This is a genomic window from Pseudomonas rhodesiae (assembly GCF_013285305.1).
Taxonomy (GTDB): domain Bacteria; phylum Pseudomonadota; class Gammaproteobacteria; order Pseudomonadales; family Pseudomonadaceae; genus Aquipseudomonas; species Aquipseudomonas rhodesiae.
In genome coordinates, this window is record NZ_CP054205.1 from 2,763,970 (window position 1) to 2,787,102 (window position 23,133).

A 23,133-nucleotide genomic window follows, 5' to 3' on the forward strand; every position below is an offset into this window, starting at 1 on the left:
TTGAGCAGCTGCAGGCTGCAAGCTTCAAGCGGCAAGTTGAAGCAAGGGTGCTCTGGCTGGCCGCTTGAAGCTGATAGTCAGCGACTGCGCTTGCGCACCAGCTTCATGACCACCACAAAGAACACCGGTACAAACACCACCGCCAAGGTCGCAGTGATCATGCCGCCGATCACCCCTGTACCAATTGCCTGCTGGCTCGCCGAGCTGGCCCCGGTGGCAATCGCCAGCGGTACCACGCCGAGGATGAAGGCCAGCGAGGTCATGATGATCGGCCGCAACCGCAGGCGCGCGGCCTTGAGGGTGGCGTCGATCAGGTCTTCGCCCTGGTCATACAGGTCCTTGGCGAACTCGATGATCAGGATCGCGTTCTTCGCCGACAGGCCGATGATGGTGATCAGGCCCACCTTGAAAAACACATCGTTGGGCATGCCGCGCAAGCTCACCGCCAGTACCGCGCCGAGCACGCCCAGCGGCACGACCAGCAATACCGAGGTCGGGATCGACCAGCTTTCATACAGTGCCGCCAGGCACAGGAACACGATCAGCAGCGACAGCCCCAGCAGTATCGGCGCCTGTGAGCCGGACAAGCGTTCCTGCAGCGACAGGCCGGTCCATTCCTGGCCCAGGCCCGCCGGGAGTTGGCCGACCAGGCGCTGGATCTCGGTCATCGCTTCACCGGTGCTGTAGCCTGGCGCCGCCTCGCCGGAAATCGCAATGGCCGGGTAGCCGTTGTAGCGCGTCAACTGCGCCGGGCCTTGGGTCCATTTGGCTTGCACGAAGGCGGACAGTGGCACCATCTTGCCGGCGTCGTTGCGTACGTGGATCTTCAGCAGGTCCTCGACCTGGCTGCGCCGGTCGCCTTCGGCTTGCACCACTACGCGCTGCATGCGGCCTTGGTTGGGGAAGTCGTTGACATAGGCCGAGCCAATCGCCGACGACAGCACATTGCCCACCTCGGCGAAGGACACCCCCAGCGCGTTGGCTTGTTTGCGGTCGACTTCCAACTGCACTTGGGGCGCCTCGGCCAGGGCGCTTTCGCGCACATTGGCCAGGATCGGGCTTTTCTCCGCCAGGGCCAGCAGTTCGGTGCGCGCCGCCATCAATGCCGCATGGCCGACGCCGCCGCGATCCTGCAGGCGGAACTCGAAACCGCTGGAGGTGCCCAGGCCATCCACGGGCGGCGGCAGGACCGAGTAGGCAATCGCATCTTTAAGCTCGCTGAACGCGCCATTGGCACGCTCGGCAATCGCGGCGGCGGCATCCTCGCTGCTGCGCTCCGACCAGTCCTTGAGCGTGGTAAACGCCAGCGCTGCGTTCTGCCCGGAGCCAGAGAAACTGAAGCCCATGATCATGGTGGTATCGCCCACCCCCGGCTCGCCGGCGTTGTGCGCTTCGATCTGCTCGGCCACCTGCACCGTGCGGTTCTTGCTGGCGCCCGGCGGCAGTTGGATATCGGTGATGGTGTAACCCTGGTCTTCCACCGGCAGGAACGAGGAGGGCAGCCGCGTGAACAACAGCCCCAGGCCCACCAGCAGCACCAGATAGATCAGCAGGTAGCGGCCGCTGCGCTTGAGGGCGTAGGCCACCCAGCCGGTATAGCGCTCGGTGAGCCGCTCGAAACGCTGGTTGAACCAACCGAAGAAGCCGCCTTTGGCATGGTGCTCGCCCTTGGCGATTGGCTTGAGCAAAGTGGCGCACAGGGCCGGGGTCAACGTCAGGGCGAGGAACGCCGAGAACAGAATCGAGGTGGCCATCGACAGTGAAAACTGCTGGTAGATCACCCCCACGGACCCGGCCATGAACGCCATCGGCAGGAACACCGCCACCAGCACCAGGGTGATGCCGATGATCGCGCCGGTGATCTGCCCCATGGCCTTGCGCGTCGCTTCCTTGGGCGGTAGCCCCTCGGTGACCATGATCCGCTCGACGTTCTCCACCACCACGATGGCATCGTCCACCAGGATACCGATGGCCAGCACCATGCCGAACATAGTCAGCACGTTGATGGAGAAACCCAGCAGCAACATGGTGGCGAAGGTGCCCATCAGCGCAATCGGCACCACCAGGGTCGGGATCAGCGTGTAGCGCACGTTCTGCAGGAACAGGAACATCACCGCGAACACCAGCGCCATGGCCTCCAGCAGGGTGTAGACCACCTTGGTGATCGAGACTTTGACGAAAGGCGAGGTGTCGTACGGGATCTTGTATTCCACATTGGCCGGGAAATAGCGCGACAACTCGTCCATCTTCGCCCGCACCAGGGTCGCGGTGTTCAGCGCATTGGCGCCCGGTGACAGTTGCACACTCACGGCGGTGGAGGGTTTGCCGTTCAGGCGCGTGGAGAACTGGTATTCCTGGCTGCCGATTTCCACCCGCGCCACATCGCCGATGCGCACGGTGGAACCGTCCGGGTTGGCCTTGAGCACGATGTCGGCGAATTCCGCCGGGGTCGACAATTGGCCCTTGACCAGGATCGCGGCGGTGATTTCCTGGGTATGGGTGCCCGGCAAATCACCGATGCTGCCGGCCGAGACCTGGGCGTTCTGCGCAGCGATGGCGGCATTCACGTCGGCCGGGGTGAGGTTGAAACCGATCAGCTTCTGCGGGTCGATCCAGATGCGCATGGCGCGCTCGGCCCCGTACAGCTGAGCCTTGCCCACCCCGTCCAGGCGCTTGAGTTCGTTCATCACGTTGCGCGCCAGGTAATCGCTGAGCGCAACGTCATCGAGCTTGCCGTCGTTGGAGGTGAGGGTCACCAGCAGCAGGAAGCCCGCGGAGACTTTTTCCACCTGCAGGCCCTGCTGAGTCACGGCCTGGGGCAAGCGCGGCTCCACGGCTTTGAGGCGGTTCTGCACATCCACCTGGGCCATCTCCGGGTTGGTGCCGGGTTGGAAGGTGGCCGTGATCGTTGCCGACCCCAGGCTGCTCTGGGACTCGAAATACAACAGATGATCGGCGCCGTTGAGTTCCTGCTCAATCAGGCTTACGACGCTCTCATCCAGGGTCTGCGCCGAGGCACCGGGGTACACCGCGTAAATCTCGACTTTCGGCGGCGCGACGTTCGGGTATTGCGCCACTGGCAACTGGGGGATGGCCAACAGGCCGGCCAGCAGAATGAACAGCGCTACCACCCAGGCGAAGATCGGGCGGTCGATAAAGAACTGCGGCATGCTCAGGAATCCTTGTTGGCCAGCTTGGCTGGGCTGTCGTCCACCTGGACTTTCTCACCGGGCCGCGCGTGTTGCAGGCCTTCCACGATGATGCGGTCACCGGGTTTGAGGCCATGGCTGACCACCCAGCGATCACCGATCACCGCGCCCAGCTCCACCGGTTGCTGGCTGACGGTCTGTTCGGCGTCCAGCAGTAGCACCATGGGGACGCCGGCGCTGTCGCGGGTGATGGCGCGTTGCGGCACGCTCAGGCCCTGGGTATCGACTGCCTGCTCCAGGCGTACGCGCACGAAGCTGCCGGGCAGCAGGTCGAGGTCCGGGTTGGGGAACTCGCTGCGCAGAACGATTTGCCCGGTGCCGGGGTCGACGCTGATTTCAGCGAACAGCAATTTGCCCGGCAGCGGGTAGAGGCTGCCGTCGTCCTGGATCAACGTGGCCTTGGCCTGGTCCTGGCCGACCTGCTTCAGGCTGCCGGCGCGGAAGGCGCGGCGCAGGTCGTTCAGCTCGCGGGTGGATTGGGTAAGGTCGGCGTGGATCGGGTCCAGTTGCTGGATGATCGCCAGCGGTGTGGCCTCGTTCTGGCCGACCAGGGCGCCTTCGGTGACCAACGCCCGGCCGATGCGCCCGGAAATCGGCGCGGTGACGGTGGCGTAGCCGAGGTTGAGCTTGGCGCGTTCAACGGCGGCTTTATTGGCGGCGACTTCGGCGTTGGTCTGGCGCACGGCGGCGCGGGCGTTGTCGTAGTCCTGGCCGCTGATGGCGTTGCCTTCCACCAACTGGCTGTAGCGTTGCGCTTGCAGGCGCGCCTGGAACGCGTTGGCTTCCGCCTTGCTCAGGTTGGCCTTGGCGCTGTCCAGGTCGGCCTTGAAGGGGGCCGGGTCGATGCGAAACAACACATCGCCCTGTTTGACGTCATGGCCTTCCTTGAACACCCGCTGCAGCACCACGCCGGCTACCCGCGCGCGCACTTCGGCAATGCGTGGCGCGGCGATGCGCCCGCTCAATTCGCTGCTGATGGACAGGGGCTTGGCTTGCAAGGTCTCGATGCGAACCTTGGCCAGAGGCATTTCCGGCGCTTCGACGGCCGACTGGTCACAGGCACTCAGTGCCAGCGTCAGGGCCAGCAGGCAAAACGGCGCAAACAGATTCTTCGACATGCTCTTATCCCAATAATGACTGGCGCATCCTAAAGTCACCGGCGCCTCGGTGCTGTGAAGCTGTGTAGCAGGTGTGTGAAGAAATGTAAGGTGCGGCGCGCGAGGCACCGAGGGCGTATATCCTTGCACAATCTTGCAACACTCAGTATCCAATGCCGGAGGGCGTTTGCACCCTCCGGCATTGGGTGTGTGTACGACACATCACTGTATTTTCTGGAAACACCTTCATGCCCAACATCCTCCTGGTCGAAGACGACGCCGCGCTCTCCGAGCTGATTGCCAGCTACCTGGAGCGCAACGGCTACCACGTCAACGTGCTCAGTCGTGGCGATCTGGTGCAGGAACGCGCGCGCCGTGATCCCCCGGACCTGGTAATCCTCGACCTGATGCTGCCCGGGCTTGATGGCCTGCAGGTGTGCCGCCTGCTGCGCGCCGACTCGGCCTGTCTGCCGATCCTGATGCTCACCGCCCGCGACGACAGCCACGATCAGGTACTTGGCCTGGAAATGGGCGCCGATGACTACGTCACCAAACCCTGCGAACCCCGCGTGCTGCTGGCACGGGTGCGCACCTTGCTGCGCCGCAGCAGTTTGTCCGAACCCCAGGTGGCCAACGATCAGATCCTGATGGGCAACCTGTGCATCGACCTGTCGGAGCGCACCGTGACCTGGCGCGACCAGGCCGTGGAGCTGTCCAGCGGCGAATACAACCTGCTGGTGGTGCTGGCGCGGCACGCCGGCGAAGTGCTCAGTCGCGACCAGATCCTGCAACGCCTGCGCGGTATCGAGTTCAACGGCACCGATCGCTCGGTGGACGTGGCCATCTCCAAGCTGCGGCGCAAGTTCGACGACCATGCCGGCGAAGCGCGCAAGATCAAAACGGTATGGGGCAAGGGTTACTTGTTCAGCCGTTCCGAGTGGGAATGCTGACCCATGCTGCGCGTGCTGATTCGCCTCTTTCTGATCACTATCGTCACCTATAGCGCCGCGATCTACCTGATTCCCAAGCTGGTGATCCAGCTGTTTGAACACCGCTACCTGAATTACAACATCGAGCAGACCCGCGGCCAGCAACACCTGATCGTCAAGCAGTATCAACGTGCGCCGGTGGAGCGCTGGTCTCAGGTAACCGAGCAACTGGGGCGGGAATTCGCGCCGCTGCATGTGCAACTGCTGCTGCGGCAGGACGCCAGTTATACCCTCGAAGAAGCGCGCTTGCTGGAGCAGGGCAAACCGGTGGTGCGCCTGGGGGAGTGGGGCTGGATGGAAGAGATCAGCTCGCCGATCAACGATCAGTTTGTGGTCAAGCTGACCATCCCGCCGGACCCGCTGGACATGAACTTGCTGTACTGGGCCATCAACGTGCTGATTGTCGCCGCGCTGCTGGTGTGCCTGCTGACCTGGCTGCGCCCGCACTGGCGCGACCTTGAGCGCTTGAAAAGCACTGCCGCGCAGTTGGGCCGGGGTAATTTGACGGAGCGCACGGGAATCTCGGCCCGTTCCACTATCGGCAGCCTGGCCGCGGTGTTCGACACTATGGCCGACGACATCGAGCACTTGCTCAACCAGCAGCGCGACCTGCTCAACGCGGTCTCCCATGAACTGCGCACCCCCCTCACGCGTCTGGACTTCGGCCTGGCCCTGGCACTGTCCGAAGACCTGCCCCAGGCCAGCCGCGAACGCCTGCAGGGCCTGGTGGCGCATATCCGTGAGCTGGACGAGTTGGTGCTGGAGTTGTTGTCCTACAGCCGTTTGCAGAACCCGTCGCAACTGCCGGAGCGGGTGGACGTGGTGCTCGATGAATTTATCGACAGCGTGCTAGGCAGCGTCGATGACGAACTGGAAAACCCCGAAATCGTCATCGATGTGGCGCTCGATTGTGCCGTCGAGCGCTTCAGTCTCGACCCACGCCTCACCGCCCGCGCGTTGCAGAACCTGCTGCGCAACGCCACGCGCTACTGCGAAAAACGCATCCAGGTGGGCGTCAAGGTATGTCCCAAGGGCTGTGAGATCTGGGTAGACGATGACGGCATCGGCATTCCGCTGGAGCAGCGAGAGCGCATCTTCGAACCCTTCTACCGTCTCGACCGCAGCCGCGACCGTGCCACTGGCGGCTTCGGTCTGGGCCTGGCGATCAGCCGGCGTGCGCTGGAGGCTCAGGGCGGGACGTTGACCGCCCAGGCTTCACCGCTGGGCGGCGCGCGGTTTCGGGTGTGGTTGCCCAGCAGCGCGAGCTGATCGGCCTGCAAGCAGGCGGGCAAAAGAGCATACTGTGGCCCCGTTTTACCCGAGGAGAGATTGACCATGACCGCCGTTCACGCGTCTGCTCAACTAGGTTTCTCAACCCAGGCCGCCACTTACGCCCAGGGGCGGCCAGATTACCCCCGCCAACTCACGGGCTGGCTCAGCGAGACGCTGGGGGTTACCGGCCAGTCAACGGTGGTCGACCTAGGCGCCGGCACCGGCAAGTTCACCCGCTTGCTCAGTAGCCTGGCGCCGACGCTTATCGCCGTGGAACCCGTGGCGCAGATGGGCGAGCAACTGCTCAAGGCATTGCCCGGTGTACGTCTGGTTTCCGGTACCGCCGACGCCATGCCCCTGGACACGGCGAGTGCCGACGTCGTCGTGTGCGCGCAGGCCTTCCACTGGTTCGCCACACAGCCGGCATTGGCGCAAATTCACCGTGTACTCAAGCCCGATGGGCGCCTGGGCCTGGTGTGGAATGTGCGCGACGAGTCGGTGGACTGGGTGGCGGCGATCACCGAGATCATCACGCCTTATGAAGGCGATACCCCACGGTTCCATACGGGCCATTGGCGTGATGCCTTTCGCGGCGAGTATTTTTCCATGCCCGAACTGACCTGTTTTGCCTACCAGCACGTAGGCAGCCCCCAGGAAGTGATCATTGATCGCTTCCTCTCGGTGAGTTTCATTGCGGCGCTGCCGGACCCGCAAAAGGCCCGCGTCACCGCGCAACTGCGCACCCTGATCGACACCCATCCCGACCTTCGCGGGCGTGAGACCGTAGCGTTTCCTTACCAGACGCAGGCTTACGTGTGTCACCGGCTGGCGTAAAAGGCATAAAGTCAGATCATATTGGTATAAGTGGTTATAAGAAAAATCGCTATCCTGCGGCCAGTAATTTATATGGCCGCAGGTAGCTGTTAATGGAAGTGGGTAACTTTGGTTTTGTCATTGCCGGCCTGATCGTGGGTTTTATCGTCGGCATGACCGGCGTCGGCGGCGGTTCTTTGATGACGCCGATCCTGTTGTGGTTCGGTATCAACCCGGCCACGGCCGTAGGCACCGACCTGCTGTACGCCGCTATTACCAAGTCCGGCGGCGTGCTGGTGCACAGCAAGAACAAGAACATCGACTGGACCATCACCGGTTGGCTCACCCTCGGCAGTGTGCCCGCCGTGCTCCTGACCCTGTGGTTCCTGGCCACTTTGCACACCGACCCCAGCGCAATGAACGCGGTGATCAAGCAGGCCCTCGGCGTGGTGCTGCTGTTGACCGCTTTGGCGATTCTTTTCAAGAAAACCCTGTTGGCTTTCGCCCAGCGTCATGCCGGCGACAGCTACCACATGAACCCGCGCAACCTGAATGCCTTGACCGTGCTTACCGGAGCGATCCTCGGCACCATGGTCGCCCTGACCTCCATTGGCGCCGGCGCCCTGGGCACCGTGGCGCTGTTTATCCTCTATCCGTTCCTGGCCACGCGCCGACTGGTGGGCACCGAAATCGCCCACGCCGTGCCGCTGACCCTGGTGGCGGGCCTGGGCCATGCCGGCATGGGCAATATGGACTGGCACCTGCTGGGCTTTCTGCTGATGGGCTCGCTGCCGGGGATCTACATCGGCAGCCATATGACCGGCAAGATCCCGGACGGTGTATTGCGCCCGTGCCTGGCGGTTATGTTGATGGCCGTCGGTTACAAATTGGCGTTCTGAGGTGGGAGGGGCAAGCGCCTCCCACAGGGTTCGGCTCATTCTGTTTTAGTCTTTCGCCGGGCCATTGCCGATCTGCCAAACGAACGGCGGTTCGGTGCCATTGATCACCCAATCCCCCACAATCCGCGCCTTGTAGATCACCGGGTTGTGCGAGGACACGGTCCGCGCGTTGCGCCAATGCCGGTCCAAACCCTTGCCTTGGCGCACATCCGAAGCTCCCAGCGCATTGAACAGTTCGCTGGTGGCCCGCTGAATCAATTCCGACACCACCACCTGCGCCGTGGCCGATTCGATTTCGGCCGCCACATTGGCCTCGCGCTCGGCCACTTCATCCCCGCCGAACCGCGCCAGGTACGCTCGTTGCGCCGGCTCCGCAGCCTTCAACGCGCTGGCTTCGGCGGCATACACCAGGGCGGCGACTTCGCCCACCACCTGCTGAATCTGCGCGTCCTGGCTGACATGGGCCGCATTGCCGTGGCTGTAGATGCGCTTGCGGCTGCGTACGTGCTGCGCCACGTCCTTGAGCGCGGCGCGGCCGATCCCGGCGAGGCTGGCCAGCAACACCAGTTGATAAAATGCCGTCTGGTATTTGAAGCGGGTGGCAAAGTCGATGAGGTTTTCCGCCTCCACCACGGCATTGGTAAAGCGCGACGTGCCGCTGCCGGTGGTGCGTTGGCCAAAGCCGTCCCAGTCATCGCTGTGCACCACCCCAGGCTGGCGCGCGCGGGTGGCGGCAATCACGTCGCCGCCGGTGTCGCTGCGTTGGGCGTACACGTCAATCCAGTCGGCAAAAATGCTGCCGGTGCTGTAGAACTTCTCGCCATTGAGCGCCCACTGATCACCGTTCGGTGTCACTTGGGTGACCACCTCGCCGATGGCCACTGCGCCGATTTCGGTCCAAGCGCAGCCGACGATGTCGCCGTCGACGAAGCGCTTGAACCACAGGTCACGGCCGGCGCCGGGCGCGGCATTCAGGCGGTCTTCGACAAAGGCGAAGTGCCCGCGCAGGGCCTGGGGCACGTTGGAGTCGGCTTCGGCCAGTTCGATCAGCAGCGCGAACAACTGCGGCAGCGAGGCGCCGCCACCCCCGTATTCCACCGGCACGCGTACGGCGCCAAAACCGGCCTCTTTGAGCCATTGGATCGGCGCGTGGGGCAGGGTGCGGGTGTTTTCCCGTTCCAGCGCGCCCTCGGCGATGCGTTGGAAAATCGGGCGAAAGCGCGCCGCCAGGGCGGCATAGTCGGCGCCGGTAGCCAGCGGATTGATGATGTGGTGTTCGGTCATGGGACGGTTCCTGGGCGGTGATCGGTGCAAGGGCAGTTGCACACTCCGTGCCGGGCGCCGAGCCCAGTGTTTATGGGGATTGGAGGGTTAGAACTGTTGCCCTGGCAACAGCGATCCGACAAAAGGCGCGAAGCCCGACACTCGCCGCCAAGGGATCCCCGCCGGCAATATCCCGCGCAACCGCCCTGGCTCGGGGGCTTTGCCCAGGCTGGCACGCTTGCTGCTCAACCCTTCGGTACATCCCTTTTGTGCGAGGTACCGTTCGATGAGTCAGCAAGCCGTGAAATTTGCCTATTGGGTGCCCAACGTCAGCGGTGGGCTGGTGGTCAGCAAGATCGAGCAACGCACCCACTGGGGCATCGACTACAACCGCAAATTGGCGCAACTGGCCGAAGCGGCGGGCTTCGAGTACGGCCTGACCCAGATCCGCTTCACCGCCGGTTACGGTGCCGAGAACCAACATGAGTCCGTGGCGTTCAGCCATGCCCTGCTGGCCGCCACCACCCGACTCAAGGTTATCGCCGCGATCCTGCCAGGGCCCTGGCAGCCGGCGCTGGCGGCCAAGCAATTGGCGACCATCGACCAGCTCACCAACGGCCGCATCGCGGTGAATATCGTCAGCGGCTGGTTCAAGGGCGAGTTTCAGGCCATCGGCGAGCCTTGGTTGGAGCACGACGAACGCTATCGTCGCTCCGAAGAATTTATCCGCGCGCTTAAAGGCATCTGGACCCAGGATGATTTCACCTTCAAGGGCGACTTCTACCGCTTCAACAACTACACCCTCAAGCCCAAGCCGCTGGGCCGGCCGGAAGTGTTCCAGGGCGGCAGCTCGCGGGCCGCGCGGGATATGGCCGCGCGGGTGTCGGATTGGTATTTCACCAATGGCAATACCCCGGAAGGTATCAAGGCCCAGGTCGATGACATCCGCACCAAGGCTGCGGCGAACAACCATTCGGTCAAGATCGGCGTGAATGCCTTTGTGATTGCCCGCGACACAGAGGAGGAAGCCCGCGCCGTGCTGGCCGAAATCATCGACAAAGCCGACCCGCAAGCGGTGAACGCCTTCGGTGACGCCGCCAAACAAGCCGGCAAGGCCTCGCCCGAAGGCGAGGGCAACTGGGCCAAGTCCAGTTTTGAAGACCTGGTGCAGTACAACGACGGCTTCAAGACCAACCTGATCGGCACGCCGCAACAAATCGCCGAACGCATCGTCGCGCTCAAGGCCGTGGGCGTGGACCTGGTGCTGGCGGGCTTTCTGCACTTCCAGGAAGAAGTGGAGTACTTCGGCAAGCGGGTATTGCCGCTGGTGCGCGAATTGGAGGCCAAGGCAGGGATCAGGCAGGTGGCGTGAGGACCAGCGGGGCCGCTTCGCAGCCCAGCGCGGGGCAAGCCCGCTCACCACATGGCTGGGTGTCAGCCTCTGAGAGTTGTGTAGGCATCGCCGATGAGCATCGGTATTTACATATCTCCGGTAGAAACATCACCTGAGCACATGAGCTTTTTGTGGTGAGCGGGCTTGCCCCGCGCCGGGCCGCGCAGCGGCCCTTTCTCCGATCACTGCGGTGTGCCTGGCATGAACGGTCGTCAGGTCTTGGGGCCGCTTCGCAGCCCAGCGCGGGGCAAGCCTGCTCACCACGTGGCTGGGTGTCAGCCTCTGAGAGTTGTGTAGGCATCCCCGATGAGCATCGGTATCTACATATCTCCGGTAGAAACATCACCTGAGCACATGAGCTTTTTGTGGTGAGCGGGCTTGCCCCGCGCCGGGGCGCGCAGCGGCCCTTTCTCCAGTCACTGCGGTGTGCCTGGCATGAACGGTCGTCAGGTTTGGGGCCGCTTCGCAGCCCAGCGCAGGGCAAGCCTACTCACCACGTGGCTGGGTGTCAGCCTCTGAGAGTTGTGTAGGCATCCCCGATGAGCATCGGTATCTACATAATATCTCCGGTAGAAACATCACCTGAGCACATGAGCGTTTTGTGGTGAGCGGGCTTGCCCCGCGCCGGGACGCGCAGCGGCCCTTTCTCCAATCACTGCGGTGTGCCTGGCATAAACGGTCGTCAGGTTTTGGGGCCGCTTCGCAGCCCAGCGCGGGGCAAGCCTGCTCAACACTGGTTGGGTTTCAGCCTCTGAGAGTGGGCGGTCGCTGGAGGGTCAGGACTTCGTAGCCGTCGGCCGTCACCGCCACGGTGTGTTCCCATTGCGCCGACAGGCTGTTGTCTTTGGTGACGACCGTCCAGCCGTCCTTGAGGCTGCGCACTTTGGCGCTGCCCTGGTTGAGCATCGGTTCGACGGTAAACACCATACCTTCGCGCAGCTCAAGCCCGGTGCCGGGGCGGCCGAAGTGCAGAATCTGTGGTTCTTCGTGCATCTGCCGGCCGATGCCATGGCCGCAGTATTCGCGCACCACACTGTAGCCATTGGCTTGGGCGTGGCTTTGGATGGCATGGCCGATATCGCCCAGGCGCGCCCCAGGCTTGACCTGGCGGATACCGGCCCACATTGCCTCGAAGGTCATCTCCACCAGGCGCCGGGCTTTGGGCGCGACGGTGCCGATCATATACATCTTGCTGGCGTCGGCGATAAAGCCGCCTTTTTCCAGGGTGATGTCAATGTTGATGATGTCGCCGTCCTTGAGCACGTCCTTGGCGCTGGGCATGCCATGGCACACCACTTCGTTGATTGAGGTGTTGATGCTGAACGGGTAGTCGTACTGGCCGAGGCTGGCGGGGCGGGCCTGCAAGTCGTTGCGGATAAACGCTTCGACGGCGGCGTCCAGCTCCAGGGTCGAGCGACCGGCGGCGACGAAGCCGTCGAGCATGTCGAACACTTGGGCCAGTAGGCGACCGGATTCGCGCATCACAGCCAGTTGGGCGGCAGTCTTGATCATCATTCACGCCCTCGGATCAGTTCGGGTTTGTCCAGCAACAGTTTGTTGATCAAGTCGTTGTAGGTCAGGGTGGGGTTCAGTTCGGCGAGCAGGCCGACTTTGATCCAGAACTCGGCCTGAGCGTTGATGGAGCGGTCCATCGTCGCGCTGGCTAGGCGTAATTGTTCGTGCAGTTGGTCGGTGATCTTAACGATGCCCATGGTGTTCACTGTGTCAGAACGGATATACAAAGCGTATATGTTTCGTATATTTGACGTAAACCCCCAATAGCAAAATCCCATAAGCCGATTGACGGGTCACACGGTAGGCGGTTAGTTTCGTTTCATGACATTTCATACCTTCTTTCGCCAGCCAAGCATTATTACCGCCATTCCTCAGTTGGCGGGATAGCGCACGGCTGCACCCAAACCCGCCCTAGAGGCGGGTTTTGTTTTTCCGTCTCCTGGGCCCTACACACACCGCCAGGAGACACCGATGAGTACCCCCACAGCCCCAGCGACGTCCGATACACGTTTGCTTGAGCACTATGTAAAAAAGATCCTCGCCGCGCCGGTCTATGACTTGGCCGTGCGCACGCCGTTACAAGCGGCCCCGGCACTGTCGGCGTTGCTCGGCAACCAAGTGCTGCTCAAGCGCGAAGACCTGCAGCCGACCTTTTCCTTCAAGGTGCGCGGTGCCTACAACAAATTGGTGCAACTTCGCGACGCGCAGCGCACTCAAGGGGTCATCACCGCTTCAGCAGGCAACCACGCCCAGGGCGTAGCACTGGCGGCGCGGGAACTGGGGATCAAGGCGCGGATCGTGATGCCTTGCAGCACGCCGGATTTAAAGGTGCAGGGCGTGCGCTCCCGAGGCGCCGAGGCGGTGCTGCATGGGCCGAGTTTTCCGTTTGCCCTGGCCCATGCGCTGGCCTTGGCCGAGGCCAGCGGTGGCACCTTTGTCTCGCCCTTCGACGACCCGGATGTGATCGCCGGTCAAGGCACGGTAGGGATGGAGATCCTGCGCCAGCAACAGGGCCCGCTGCACGCGATCTTCGTACCGGTGGGCGGCGGCGGGCTGATCGCGGGGATCGCGGCGTATGTCAAATACCTGCGGCCCGAGGTGCGCATCATCGGGGTCGAAGCCGAAGGCTCCAGTTGTTTGCTGGCGGCGTTACGTGCCGGCGAACGGGTGGTGTTGCCCAGCGTCGATGGGTTTGCCGACGGCACCGCGGTGGCGCAGATCGGCGCCTACGGTTTTGAAATATGCCGCGACTGGGTGGACGACGTCATCACCGTGAGCAACGACGAACTGTGCAGCGCCATCAAGCTGATCTACGACGATACCCGCTCCATCACCGAGCCATCCGGTGCGTTGGCGGTGGCGGGAATGCGCAGGTTTGTCGCCCAACGCGGCGTGCAGAGGCAGACCCTGGTAGCGGTAAATTCCGGGGCAAATATCAACTTTGATAGTTTGCGATATGTTGCTGACAGAGTGGGTGCCCAGTTAGCCGTTTAAGCGTAAACCGCCGGTTAAACGTTTAATCGATGCTATTCGCCGATATTTTAAACAGCGGCGAAAAGTTCAAGTTTTAGTTATATAAAACCCAGGGTCGCTTATGAGGAAAGGTTACAACGCAACTCGATTTTGCCGGGTACGCTTGCTCAGTGAAGGCGTCTTCCAAGGCTGGTAAGACGTCGCAGGCGTATGCCTGGCATAAACACAACAATCTGTTGGCACTCTATAAAAAGGAGAGGTTGACCATGCTTTCGGAACTTGAATTACGCAGCATTATTGAAGGAAGTTTCCTGCCTAAACGGTGCGAATGCACCAAAGCCGAAGATGCTTCGCTGACGATCAAGGTGTACGACGACCGCGACCGTGACCGGGTGGACTTGGAAGTCAAAGGCATCAACGCAGACAAACTCGACAGCAGTCGCGCCATCTGCAATCTGATCACCGGGTTGCGTGAAGACCTCAAGCATACCCATGCACCTGTACTGCAACGCGCCGGGGCGCGCGGCTACTACTAAGCCGTCGTCTGCGGTTGAACCACCGAAGAACTGTGGGCCTGGATTAACGCCAGGCCCAAAACGGTGGTATGTCCTTGCGCAATTCCCCCTATGCTTTCAACCCAATTGCTGGCGATACGGTAGGTCCGGACCGGTCTTGGTGCAGGTCAATGCCGCTGCGCGAATGGCAAAGCCGAGCATGGCGTCGATCTGCTCGCGGCTGAGCTGTTGCAGACCCTCCACCGAATCCAATTGATGCTCCGTCAGCCAAGCAATCAATGCTGCCTGGAAGGTATCGCCGGCGCCCACTGTGTCGGCCATCACAACGTCCACCGCCGGTTGCGACCAGTTGCCGTGCTGGCGACTGAATACACTGGCGCCATCGCCGCCGCGGGTAAGGAACACCAACTGGCAACGGTGCTGCAACCAGCCCTGCAGAACGCTTTCCGGTGATTGGCCGGGGTAGAGCAGGTGCAGGTCTTCGTCGCTGACCTTGATCAAGTCGGCGTGCTTGACCAGTTCCGCTACGCGGTCGCGCCACAGTTGGATATCCGGCTGCGGGTTGAGGCGCACGTTGGGGTCGAGGCTGATCAGGCGCTTGCCGCTTTCACGCTTGACCAGGTTCAGCAGGGTGTCGCCGATCGGTTGCACCACCAGCGAGAACGAACCCACATGCAGTCCGCGCACGCTATCGTCCAGTTGCGGCAGGTGACTCACCTGCAATTGGCGGTCGGCGCAGCCTTCGCCGCGAAAGCTGTACTGCGGTGAGCCGTTGGCGCCCACGGCGACCATTGCTAGGGTGGTCGGCGCGGCGAATTCCACCAGGTAATCCTCGCTGACGCCTTCATCCCGCAGCACTTGCAGCAGGCGCCGACCAAGAAAATCGCTGGAAAGCCCCCCGAACAGGCCGGCCTTGATGCCCAGGCGACGCAGGCCAACGGCCACGTTGAACGGCGAACCGCCGGCAATCGCCGTGTAACTGACCTTCGACGCCTTGCCGCCGGCGCCTTCCTCGCTGAAGAAATCGAACAGCGCTTCACCACATACCAGATACATAATCGCTCGCTCTTAAAGGGTTGCCACGAGCTGCTGATAGCGCTCGTAAGCCTGTTGATACGCGCTGACATGGGCTGCCACCGGCACGGTACGGCTGGCCGGGTCGACGCTCACGCATCTGTCGCAGAGGCTGGCCAGGGATTCGCCGGTCTGGCTCCACGCCGCCTGGATCGCCGCGCCCAGGGCGGCGGCTTCGCTTTGTTCGGTGCAGACTACTTCGGTGTGCATGATATCCGCGACCATCTGCCGCCACACCGGGCTTTTCGAACCGCCGCCGATCAAGCGGATGCTCTGGCTTTGCAGGCCGGTCTGGCGCAGCAGGTCGAGGCCGTAGCGCAGGCCGAAGGTCGTGCCCTCGACCACTGCGCGGCACAGGTTGGCGCGGGTCAGGTTGGTCATGGTCAGCCCATGCAGGCTGCCGGTGGCGTGGGGCAGGGCGGGTACGCGTTCGCCGTTGAGAAACGGCAGCATGCTCACGCCGTCGGCGCCGATGGGCGCGCGTTCGACCAAGGCATTGAAGGCAGGCAGGTCCAGCTCGAACAGCTCGCGGATCACCCCGGTGGCGTTGGTCAGGTTCATGGTGCAGATCAACGGCAACCAGCCGCCGCTGGACGAGCAGAACGTCGCCACCGAGGCCTGGGGGCTGACGTTGGGCTGGTCGGCAAAGGCATACACGGTGCCGGACGAGCCCAGGCTCATGGTTATCACCCCCGGCGCGATATTGCCGGTGCCGATGGCGCCCATCATATTGTCGCCGCCGCCGCTGGAGACCACGGCGTTGGGGTTGATGCCCAGGCGTTCGGCGATGGCTGGCAGGATAGTGCCCACGCTTTGATCGGCCTCGATCAACGGCGGCAGGGCCCGCTCCAGGCGGCCGCTCGGGTCGATGTGCCGCAGCAGGGCCGTATCCCATTCACGATTGCGCACATTGAAGTAACCGGTGCCCGACGCATCGCCATACTCGGCGACGGCGCGGCCGGTGAGCCAGTAGTTGAGGTAATCGTGGGGCAGCAGGATATGGGCGATGCGGGCGAAGAGGTCCGGGTGTTGTTCGCGGGTCCATAGCAGTTTGGAGACGGTGTAGCCGGGTGCAATGGCCACGCCCAGGCGTTCCAGAGAGCCACGCTCGCCGCCGAGGTAGGCCAACAAGCGGTCGTTCTCGGCGGCGGTTTCGGTGTCGCACCACAGCTTGGCCGGGCGCAGTACCTGGCCGTGCTCATCCAGCAGCACCAGCCCATGCTGCTGGCCGGATACGCCAATGCCAAGGATGTCCTGGCCGTCGACGCCGGCCTGTTGCAGGGCGCGATGGGTGGCTTCGGTGAAAGCGTCCAGCCATTCCTGGGTGTGCTGTTCGCGGCGGCCATTGGCAGCGCTGATCAGGGTGTGGGCCGCAGCACCGAGGCCCAGTACCTTGCCGCTGCTCGCGTCGAGGACGATAGCCTTGGTGCCCTGGGTGCCGCAGTCGATGCCGAGGAACAGGTTTTGCTGGGTCATGAGGGGGTGCTCAGCATTATTGTTGGAAGTTAAATGCTATCCCAATGTAGGAGGGGGCTTGCCCCCGATAAGGGGAGGTCAGTTGATGAATAAGTTGACTGACCCAGCGCCATCGGGGGCAAGCTCCCTTCCACATTTCTAAGCCGGTTTTTTCAGTAACTGCTGCAGGGTTTTGGTCACGCCGTTATCCCGCAAGCTGACAAAACACCGCTCGAACGCTGCCACAAACGCAGGCGAATTGGGAATAGCCGTGCCGAAAATCTCTTCCACCCCCAGCAGGCGTACGCTGATCAGCGCATCGTCAGTGACCAGGCTCTGACAGAACGCTGCGCGCGGGTCGGGAATGTTGTAGCGCGCGCCGTTCTCATCCACACCTTTGAGATACAGGGCCCAGGCGGCCACTACCAGCGCCGCGCGCTCGGTCTCGCGGCCATCGGCAATCAGGCGGTTGACGGTCGGCACAGTGAACTTGGGAAACTTCGACGAGCCATCCGAACAGACCCGCTCCAGTTGGTCGGCGATGGCCTGGTTGGAGAAGCGATCCACCAAGGTCTGCTTGTACTCGGTCAGGTCGATGCCCGGCACCGGCGCCAGGTTCGGTGTGACGTCCAGGTCCATATAGGCGCGCATATAGGCCACGAACAGCGGGTCGTTCATGGTTTCGTGGACAAACCGGTAGCCCTTGAGAAAGCCCAGGTAGGTCAGGGCCAGGTGGCTGCCGTTGAGCAGGCCGATTTTCATTTCTTCGTAAGGGGTAACGTCATCGGTGAACTGCACGCCGACATTTTCCCAGGCCGGTCGGCCGTTGACGAACTTGTCCTCCAGCACCCACTGCACAAACGGCTCGCACACCACCGGCCAGGCATCGTCGATGCCGTGTTCGTCATGCAGTTGCAGACGGTGCGCGGTGCTGGTCATGGGGGTGATGCGGTCGACCATGGCATTGGGGAAGCTCACATTGGCGGCGATCCAGTCATGCAGCTCGGCATCGCGCAGGGCGGCGAAGGCCAGCAGCGCCTTGCGTGTGACCGCGCCGTTGTGCGGCAGGTTATCGCAGGACATCACCGTGAAGGCCGGCGTGCCGGCGGCGCGGCGCTGGGTCAGCGCGGCGCAGATAAAGCCGAACACGGTTGTCGGTGCTTGCGGGTGTGCCAGGTCATGCTGGATCTGCGGCAGGTGCGCCATGAATTCGCCGGTGCTGTCGTCGATGCAATAGCCGCCTTCGGTGATGGTCAGCGAAACGATGCGAATCGCGGGCTCGGCTAATTTGTCGATCAGCGCCTGGGCGCCGTCTTCGGCCAGCAGCATGTCGCTGATCGAACCGATCACGCGTACTTCGGTGTCGTCGGTGTCGCCCAGTTCGTACAGGGTGAACAGAAAGTCCTGGCCGGCCAGGTCGTCGCGGGCCTTGCGGTCTTCGGCGCGCAGGCCGACGCCGCAGATGCTCCAGTCCAGGCCCTCGCCGGTGTTCATCAGCGCATCGGTGTAATACGCCTGGTGTGCGCGATGAAAGCCGCCGACGCCGATATGGGCGATACCCTGGGAGGTGCTGGCGATGGCGTAGGCCGGCACTTGGATCTCACGCGGCAGTTGGGTGAGGTTCTGTTTATTCAGCTTCATAGCGTAATACTCGCGAAATCAGGCGGCGGCGCGCAGTGGGCGGGCCACGGCGTTGCCATCGGTGTCGAACAGGTGGCAGTGCGTCGGGTCCAGGTGCAGTTGCAGCGTCTCGCCATACTGGCTGGCCATATCGCCACGGATACGCATGGTCAACGGCTCGCCGTTGGCGGTGATGACGTGGCAGAACGTGTCGCTGCCCAGGCGCTCGCCAACATCGGCGGTCACCGTCAGGCTGGTTTGCCCCGGCGTGGCGATTTCCAGGTGTTCCGGGCGAATGCCCAGGGTCACCGCGCTGCCGACGCTCAGGCTGGCGCCGCTCAACGGCAATGTGACCAATGTCCCGGCGTCCAGCTGCACGTCGCAGTCCTGGCCGCTGACCCGGCTGACCTGGCCTTTGAGGAAGCCCATCTTCGGCGTACCCAAAAAGCCCGCCACGAACAGGTTGGCCGGCTGGTGATACAGCTCCAGGGGCGAGCCGACCTGTTCGATGCGGCCACTGTTAAGCACCACGACTTTGTCGGCCAGGGTCATTGCTTCGACCTGGTCGTGGGTCACGTAGATCATGGTCGCTTGCAGCTCTTTATGCAGGCGCGCCAGCTCCAGGCGCATCTGCACGCGCAGGGCGGCGTCGAGGTTGGACAGCGGTTCGTCGAACAGGAAAATCTTGGGGTTGCGCACAATGGCCCGGCCGATGGCCACACGCTGGCGCTGGCCGCCGGAGAGTTGCTTGGGCTTGCGCTCCAGCAGCGGGCCCAGTTCGAGGATGCGCGCCGCTTCGCTGACTTTGCTCTCCACCAGTTTCTTATCGACACCGGCCAGGTCCAGGGCGAACGACATGTTCTTGCGCACGCTCATGTGCGGGTACAAAGCATAGGTCTGGAACACCATCGCCAGGTCGCGCTTAGCCGGGGTCACTTCGGTGATGTCGCGCCCGTCCAGTTCGATGGTGCCGTCGCTCACCTCTTCCAGGCCGGCGATCAGGCGCAGCAAGGTGGATTTTCCGCAGCCTGATGGGCCGACGAAGACTACGAACTCTTTGTCATTCACTTCCAGGTCGATGCCTTTGATGATCGAGAAACCTTCGAAGCCTTTTTGCAGATTCTTGATTTTCAGGTTGGCCATGACGGGCCTCCGCTAGGAATTATTATTTAACTGCACCGAAGGACAGGCCGCGCACCAGCTGTTTCTGGCTGATCCAACCAAAGATCAGGATCGGCGCGCAGGCCAGGGTCGAAACGGCGGACAATTTGGCCCAGAACAAGCCTTCGGGGCTGGAGTAAGAGGCGATCAGCGCGGTCAATGGCGCGGCGCTGGACGAGGTCAGGTTCAGCGACCAGAACGCTTCGTTCCAGCACAGGATCAGCGACAGCAGCACGGTGGACGCCAGGCCGCCCTTGGCAATCGGCAGCAGCACGCGGACCATTTCCTGCCACAGGCTGGCACCGTCCAGGCGCGCGGCTTCGAGGATGTCCTTAGGGATGTCTTTGAAGTAGGTGTAGACCATCCACACCACGATCGGCAGGTTGATCAGGGTGTAGATAATGATCAGCGCGATGCGCGTATCCAGCAGGCCGAAGCTTTTGGCCAACAGGTAGATCGGCATCAGCACGCCCACCGGCGGCAGCATCTTGGTCGACAGCATCCACAGCAGCGTGCGTTTGGTGCGCTGGGTTTCGTAGAACGCCATGGAGTAGGCCGCGGGCACCGAGATCAGCAGGCACAGCGCGGTAGCGCTGAAGGAAATCAGTACCGAGTTCCATGCATAGCTGAAGTAGTTGCTGCGTTCGTTGATGTGCAGGTAGTTCTCCAGGGTCGGCGTGAAGATGAACTGCGGTGGCGTGGCGAAGGCGTCGATTTCGGTCTTGAAGCTGGTGAGCACCATCCAGAAGATCGGGAAGAAAATCAGGATCGCGATGGCCCAGGCCAGGGTGCCGAGCAGCAGGCTTTGCAGGCGACGGGATTGTTGAAGCGTCATGGCGCGGCCCTCAAGGCTTGTCAGTCAGGTTTTTGCCGATCATCCGCACCAGGATGATCGCCGCGATATTGGCGATGACCACGGCGATCAAGCCGCCGGCCGAGGCCATGCCCACGTCGAACTGCACCAGTGCCTGGTTGTAGATCAGGTACGCGAGGTTGGTCGAGGCGTAGCCCGGGCCACCGTTGGTGGTGGTGAAGATCTCGGCGAACACCGAGAGCAAAAAGATGGTTTCGATCATCACCACCACGGCAATCGGCCGCGCCAGGTGCGGCAGGGTCAGGTGCCAGAAGATCGCGATGGCGCCGGCACCGTCCAGGCGCGCGGCTTCCTTTTGTTCCTGGTCGAGGGACTGCATGGCGGTCATCAGCAACAGGATCGCGAAGGGCAGCCATTGCCACGACACAATGATGATGATCGACAGCAACGGGTAATGCGCCAGCCAGTCCACCGGCTCGGCGCCGAACAGTTTCCACACGGCGGCGAGCACCCCGGATACCGGGTGGAAAATCAGGTTTTTCCAGATCAGCGCACCGACGGTGGGCATGATGAAAAACGGTGAAATCAGCAACACCCGCACCAGGCCGCGACCGAAGAACTCACTGGCCTCCAGCAGCGCACTGATCAACACGCCGAACACCACGCTGATCAACAGCACACTGCCGACCAGCAGCAGGGTATTGGTGGCGCCGGGCAAAAAGCCGGAGTCGGTGATGAAGTAGGTGAAATTCTCCAGTCCCACGAATTCATTCTCGCCGGGGTAGAGCAGGTTGTAGCGAATCAGCGAAAAGTACAGGGTCATGCCCAGCGGCACGATCATCCATAGCAACAGCAGGGCGACCGAGGGGCTGACGAGAAACCAGCCGGGGTTGGCCAGGCGGTTTTTGGCAGGTGTATTCATGGTAATTAACGCCAGTGCGGAGCAAGGATCGGAGTGCGGTCAGTGTGGGAGGGGGCTTGCGCCCGATAGCGGAGTGTCAGTCGATGAATCAGTTGGCTGATCCACTGCTATCGGGGGCAAGCCCTCTCCCACCTTGACGGTGGTGAGGCTCAGGTTATTTGGGGTAACCGGCCCGCTTCATTTCCCGCTCGGTGGTGGTCTGCGCCGCAGTCAATGCTGCATCAACCGTCTGCTGACCGGTCAGCGCACCGGAGAAGAACTTACCGACCTGGGTACCAATCGCCTGGAACTCAGGAATGGTCACCAGCTGGATCCCGATGTACGGCACCGGTTTCTCCGTCGGCTTGGTCGGATCCGCGACTTTCAACGATTCCAAGGTCACTTTGGCGAACGGCGCGGCTTTCATGTACTCATCGCTGTAGGTCGACTTGCGCGTGCCTGGCGGTACGTTGGCGATGCCATCGGTCTTGGCCACCAACTGGCTGTATTCCTTGGACGTGGCCCAACTGGTGAATACTTTGGCGGCGTCCTTGGCCTTGGAACTGGTCGGGATCGCCAGGGACCAGGAGTACAGCCACGACGTGCCTTTGTCCGTGGTTTCATGGGGCGCGAAGGTGAAACCGACGTGGTCGGCCACTTTGCTTTGGGTTTTGTCGGTGACGAACGAGCCGGCGACGCTGGCGTCGACCCAGATCGCGCACTTGCCGCTGTTGAACAGCGCCAGGTTTTCGTTGAAGCCGTTGCTGGAAGCCCCCGGCGGGCCGGATTTCTTCATGTTGTCGACGTAGAAGTTCAGCGCGTTCTTCCATTCCGGGCCGTTGAATTCAGGCTGCCACTTTTCGTCGAACCAGCGCGCACCGTAGCCGTTGGCCAGGGTGGTGATCAGCGCCATATTCTCGCCCCAACCGGCTTTGCCGCGCAGGCACAGGCCGTATTGCTCTTTGCTCTTGTCGGTGAGTTTGCTGGCGAATTCGCCGATCTGGCTCCAGGTCGGGTGCTCAGGCATGGTCAGCCCGGCGTCCTTGAACAGGTCGGTGCGGTAGTAGGTGATCGAGCTTTCGGCGTAGAACGGCAGGGCGTACAGCGAACCCTTGACGGACAAACCGTCACGCACCGAAGGGAACACATCGTCCAGGTCGTAGGACGCCGGCAAGTCCTTCATCGGCTCCAGCCAACCCTTGGCGCCCCAGAGTGCGGCTTCGTACATGCCGATGGTCAAGACATCGAACTGCCCACCCTGGGTGGCGATGTCGGTGGTCAGGCGTTGGCGCAGCACGTTTTCTTCGAGTACCACCCAGTTCAGCTTGATCTCCGGATGCTCGGCCTCGAAGGTCTTGGAGAGCTTCTGCATACGGATCATGTCGCTGTTGTTGACGGTGGCAATGGTCAGGGTCTGCGCGCCAAGGCTGACGGCGCTAAGGGTCATACATGCAGTCATACACGTAGAGGCAAGCAGAGCTTTTGCTGGGAACTTCATCGCGCACTCCATTTCCGCGCCCAGGGGCTACGGAAGGACAGTTATTGTTGTTGTGTCTTCCTACAGGGAGTCAGGAAGAGTGTGCGTTGATTACAGCCTTCAATTGGCGGTGTGACAAATCCTTGGGAACACTGGGACTGATACTTTTTTGCACTACGTGTCACCGGCTCAG

Annotated in this window: 19 protein-coding genes; 7 read left to right on the forward strand and 12 right to left on the reverse strand. The window is 62.3% G+C overall.

What is annotated here, in order from left to right:
- Nucleotides 1-77: 77 nt before the first annotated feature.
- A complete protein-coding gene (locus HRH33_RS12445) occupies nt 78-3,170 on the reverse strand; it encodes an efflux RND transporter permease subunit (protein ID WP_167417551.1) in 3,093 nt (1,030 codons plus the stop codon).
- A 2-nt stretch (nt 3,171-3,172) separates the two neighbouring features.
- On the reverse strand, nt 3,173-4,327 hold the full coding sequence (locus tag HRH33_RS12450; RefSeq protein WP_167417552.1) for an efflux RND transporter periplasmic adaptor subunit: 1,155 nt from the start codon (nt 4,325-4,327) through the stop codon (nt 3,173-3,175).
- Nucleotides 4,328-4,554: 227 nt separating this feature from the next.
- On the opposite strand from HRH33_RS12450, the gene HRH33_RS12455 reads away from it, so the two are divergent.
- From HRH33_RS12455 to HRH33_RS12470, 4 genes are all read left to right on the forward strand, one after another.
- A complete protein-coding gene (locus HRH33_RS12455) occupies nt 4,555-5,256 on the forward strand; it encodes a response regulator (RefSeq protein WP_034097114.1) in 702 nt (233 codons plus the stop codon).
- A gap of 3 nt (nt 5,257-5,259) precedes the next feature.
- Complete coding sequence (locus tag HRH33_RS12460; RefSeq protein WP_167417553.1) at nt 5,260-6,564, forward strand: ATP-binding protein; 1,305 nt, start codon at nt 5,260-5,262, stop codon at nt 6,562-6,564.
- A 66-nt stretch (nt 6,565-6,630) separates the two neighbouring features.
- Entirely contained in the window at nt 6,631-7,401 is a 771-nt protein-coding gene (locus HRH33_RS12465) for a class I SAM-dependent methyltransferase (protein WP_167417554.1), read from the forward strand.
- A gap of 92 nt (nt 7,402-7,493) precedes the next feature.
- Nucleotides 7,494-8,279: a sulfite exporter TauE/SafE family protein gene (locus tag HRH33_RS12470; RefSeq protein ID WP_034097119.1), complete on the forward strand. Its 786-nt coding sequence runs from the start codon at nt 7,494-7,496 to the stop codon at nt 8,277-8,279.
- A gap of 45 nt (nt 8,280-8,324) precedes the next feature.
- Here HRH33_RS12470 and HRH33_RS12475 read toward each other — a convergent pair whose 3' ends face one another.
- Nucleotides 8,325-9,563, reverse strand: a complete 1,239-nt coding sequence (locus tag HRH33_RS12475) for an acyl-CoA dehydrogenase family protein (RefSeq protein ID WP_034097121.1) — start codon at nt 9,561-9,563, stop codon at nt 8,325-8,327.
- Between the two features lie 265 nt (nt 9,564-9,828).
- Between HRH33_RS12475 and sfnG the strand changes: the two genes are divergently transcribed.
- Nucleotides 9,829-10,914 carry a dimethylsulfone monooxygenase SfnG gene (sfnG, locus tag HRH33_RS12480; protein WP_034137962.1) on the forward strand — a complete coding sequence of 362 codons (1,086 nt, stop codon included), beginning with the start codon at nt 9,829-9,831 and terminating at the stop codon, nt 10,912-10,914.
- 765 nt (nt 10,915-11,679) lie between these two features.
- On the opposite strand, the gene map is transcribed toward sfnG, so the two are convergent.
- Both map and HRH33_RS12490 read right to left on the reverse strand, forming a co-directional pair.
- A complete protein-coding gene (map, locus tag HRH33_RS12485; protein ID WP_094066896.1) occupies nt 11,680-12,447 on the reverse strand; it encodes a type I methionyl aminopeptidase in 768 nt (255 codons plus the stop codon).
- Complete coding sequence (locus HRH33_RS12490; RefSeq protein ID WP_034137963.1) at nt 12,447-12,647, reverse strand: ParD-like family protein; 201 nt, start codon at nt 12,645-12,647, stop codon at nt 12,447-12,449. Before HRH33_RS12490 ends, map begins: the two co-directional genes overlap by 1 nt.
- Before the next feature lie 274 nt (nt 12,648-12,921).
- Here HRH33_RS12490 and ilvA point away from each other — a divergent pair, with 274 nt between their 5' ends.
- Both ilvA and HRH33_RS12500 read left to right on the forward strand, forming a co-directional pair.
- Nucleotides 12,922-13,944 carry a threonine ammonia-lyase, biosynthetic gene (gene ilvA / locus HRH33_RS12495; protein ID WP_167418330.1) on the forward strand — a complete coding sequence of 341 codons (1,023 nt, stop codon included), beginning with the start codon at nt 12,922-12,924 and terminating at the stop codon, nt 13,942-13,944.
- Between the two features lie 245 nt (nt 13,945-14,189).
- Nucleotides 14,190-14,459, forward strand: a complete 270-nt coding sequence (locus tag HRH33_RS12500; RefSeq protein ID WP_047881940.1) for a DUF1652 domain-containing protein — start codon at nt 14,190-14,192, stop codon at nt 14,457-14,459.
- Nucleotides 14,460-14,555: 96 nt separating this feature from the next.
- Here the strand turns inward: HRH33_RS12500 and HRH33_RS12505 are convergent, their stop codons facing one another.
- The 7 genes from HRH33_RS12505 to HRH33_RS12535 all read right to left on the reverse strand — a co-directional run bounded on the left by HRH33_RS12505 (nt 14,556) and on the right by HRH33_RS12535 (nt 22,961).
- A complete protein-coding gene (locus HRH33_RS12505; protein ID WP_167418329.1) occupies nt 14,556-15,494 on the reverse strand; it encodes a carbohydrate kinase family protein in 939 nt (312 codons plus the stop codon).
- A gap of 12 nt (nt 15,495-15,506) precedes the next feature.
- Complete coding sequence (gene xylB / locus HRH33_RS12510; protein ID WP_040268110.1) at nt 15,507-16,988, reverse strand: xylulokinase; 1,482 nt, start codon at nt 16,986-16,988, stop codon at nt 15,507-15,509.
- A 138-nt stretch (nt 16,989-17,126) separates the two neighbouring features.
- Entirely contained in the window at nt 17,127-18,608 is a 1,482-nt protein-coding gene (locus tag HRH33_RS12515; protein ID WP_167418328.1) for a mannitol dehydrogenase family protein, read from the reverse strand.
- Between the two features lie 18 nt (nt 18,609-18,626).
- Nucleotides 18,627-19,730, reverse strand: a complete 1,104-nt coding sequence (locus HRH33_RS12520; protein WP_034097132.1) for an ABC transporter ATP-binding protein — start codon at nt 19,728-19,730, stop codon at nt 18,627-18,629.
- Nucleotides 19,731-19,752: 22 nt separating this feature from the next.
- A complete protein-coding gene (locus tag HRH33_RS12525) occupies nt 19,753-20,583 on the reverse strand; it encodes a carbohydrate ABC transporter permease (protein ID WP_034137967.1) in 831 nt (276 codons plus the stop codon).
- Nucleotides 20,584-20,593: 10 nt separating this feature from the next.
- Entirely contained in the window at nt 20,594-21,484 is an 891-nt protein-coding gene (locus HRH33_RS12530; protein WP_034097137.1) for a carbohydrate ABC transporter permease, read from the reverse strand.
- A gap of 154 nt (nt 21,485-21,638) precedes the next feature.
- Nucleotides 21,639-22,961, reverse strand: a complete 1,323-nt coding sequence (locus tag HRH33_RS12535; RefSeq protein WP_167418327.1) for an ABC transporter substrate-binding protein — start codon at nt 22,959-22,961, stop codon at nt 21,639-21,641.
- Nucleotides 22,962-23,133 lie beyond the last annotated feature (172 nt).